This window comes from Sulfuricurvum sp. (genome assembly GCF_049305995.1).
In the GTDB taxonomy this organism is placed as follows: Bacteria; Campylobacterota; Campylobacteria; order Campylobacterales; family Sulfurimonadaceae; genus Sulfuricurvum.
On the sequence record NZ_JBAQPS010000319.1, the window covers coordinates 1 to 1900 of the forward strand.

Annotated in this window: 3 protein-coding genes; all 3 read left to right on the forward strand. The window is 31.6% G+C overall.

Annotation, left to right across the window (positions count from 1 at the left end; all coding sequences use genetic code 11):
• Window positions 1-193: 193 nt before the first annotated feature.
• Window positions 194-793: a Crp/Fnr family transcriptional regulator gene (locus tag WA010_RS10990; RefSeq protein WP_422557160.1), complete on the forward strand. Its 600-nt coding sequence runs from the start codon at window positions 194-196 to the stop codon at window positions 791-793.
• Window positions 794-851: 58 nt separating this feature from the next.
• A complete protein-coding gene (locus WA010_RS10995; RefSeq protein ID WP_422557161.1) occupies window positions 852-1256 on the forward strand; it encodes a DUF2141 domain-containing protein in 405 nt (134 codons plus the stop codon).
• On the forward strand, window positions 1253-1900 hold a 648-nt coding region (locus WA010_RS11000), incomplete at its 3' end, for an NAD(P)-binding protein (RefSeq protein WP_422557162.1). The genes WA010_RS10995 and WA010_RS11000, both read left to right, overlap by 4 nt.

Consider the following 1900-nt stretch of genomic DNA (forward strand, 5'->3'; position numbering starts at 1 on the left):
ATAAAATCGTGACATGGGTTTTATATGCTGCTTCTTTCCTATTGTTATTAAATACATTAGGTAATATTACATCACTTAATTATTTTGAACGGATGGTTTTTACCCCTATTACATTAATATCGTCTATTTTATTCTTTATGTTGGCGAGAAGTGATAGCGGGATCTCATCAGAAACATAACGACAGGAAGCTTTATGTTTAATTCATATAAAAATTTTATTCAACAATATTTGAAACTAAATGCCATTGAATGGAAACTTGTTGAATTAAGATTAACCCTCAAAAGTTATAAAGCTGGAGATATTATCCTTCATCAAGGTGATATTTGCAATGAACTTTATTTTATAAATAGTGGTTTGGCAAGAGGTTTTATCATTGATGAAAATGGCAAAGATTATACTTGGAGTATCTTTTTTAATGACTCGAATGCTCATATGTCAAATCTTTTCGTCACTAATTATGATAGTTTTTTGCATCAAATACCCTCAAATATCCATATAGAAACGCTAGAAGATACTACATTGGTAGTAGTTACATATCAAGATATTCAATTTTTGTATAATACACTCAAAAAAGGGGAACGATTTGGAAGGCTCATGGCAGAAGAAGCATACAGCTTTTTGCACCAACAAATCATTGATCGACAAATAAAAAGTGCCAAAGAACGATTTGAAGATTTTTTAAAGCAAACGCCCTACCTGCTTCATAAAGTTCCCCAATACCATATCGCTACATTTTTAGGTATTACACCGCAACATCTTAGCCGACTAAAAAAAGAGTATAAATTAACATAGATGAATGACAAAGCTCCTTTGATTTTGTAATACTATGTAAAATTAAAGGAGCTCGATTATGAAAAAAATTCTCGTTAGTGTAGTTATATCTGTTGGTAGTTTATTGGGTGGTGAAATAAATATTGACATTACCAATATCAAATCAACTTGCGGAATATTGAAAATAGGGTTATATGATTCAAGTTCTGCCTTTGCGATTGTTGGAAAAGCTTTTAGACACATACAATCCAAAGAAACAATTGCTAAACATTACAAGTTTGAAAATATTTCAAACGGCACGTATGCGATAGCGCTGTTTTGCGATGAAAATAAGAATGGCAAATTTGATACAAACGTGTTAGGTATTCCACAAGAAGCTTATGGCTTTTCAAATAATCCAAAAGTTTTTGGCAAACCAAACTTTGAAGAAGCTAGCTTTGAACTGCAAAATAACAAAAATTTAAAAATCGAGATAAACCCATGAAAAATATAGCTATTATCGGCGGTGGTTTGGGTGGACTTACTGCTGGAGCATTGTTATCTAAAGCCGGATACAAAGTAACACTTTTGGAACAGCACAACATTGTAGGTGGATGCGCCACGGTATTTAAGCGAAAAGGTGGCTTTACCTGTGAAGTAGGGCTTCATGAGATGGACGGTGTTTTTAGTAATCCTACTATCAAAAAAATATTTGATGAGCTAGATGTGTATAACAATATTGAGTTTATTAAGCCAAATGAATTTTTTAAAGTAACGAGTCAGTTTGGTGAATTTGTCATGCCTGATGGTATAGAAAATGTCAAAAATTCTTTACAACAAAAATTTCCAACAGAAACAAATGCGATTGAAAAGTATTTTGGAATTATTTTTTCTATCTCAAATTGCTATAAAAAATTAACAAATCTTAGATGGTATCACTACTTATTTTTTCCATTTATATTTTTTCCGATTTTAAAATATAAAAATAAAAGCGTGAGCGAAGTACTTGATCGAATAACAAAAAATGAGGAGTTAAAACTCATTTTAAACGCCAATGTGCAGTATTATAATGATTCGGCTGATACGTTAAGTATTTTACTTCATGCGGTTGCTCAAAGCTCTTATTATGAAGGTGGTGGGTATTTTATA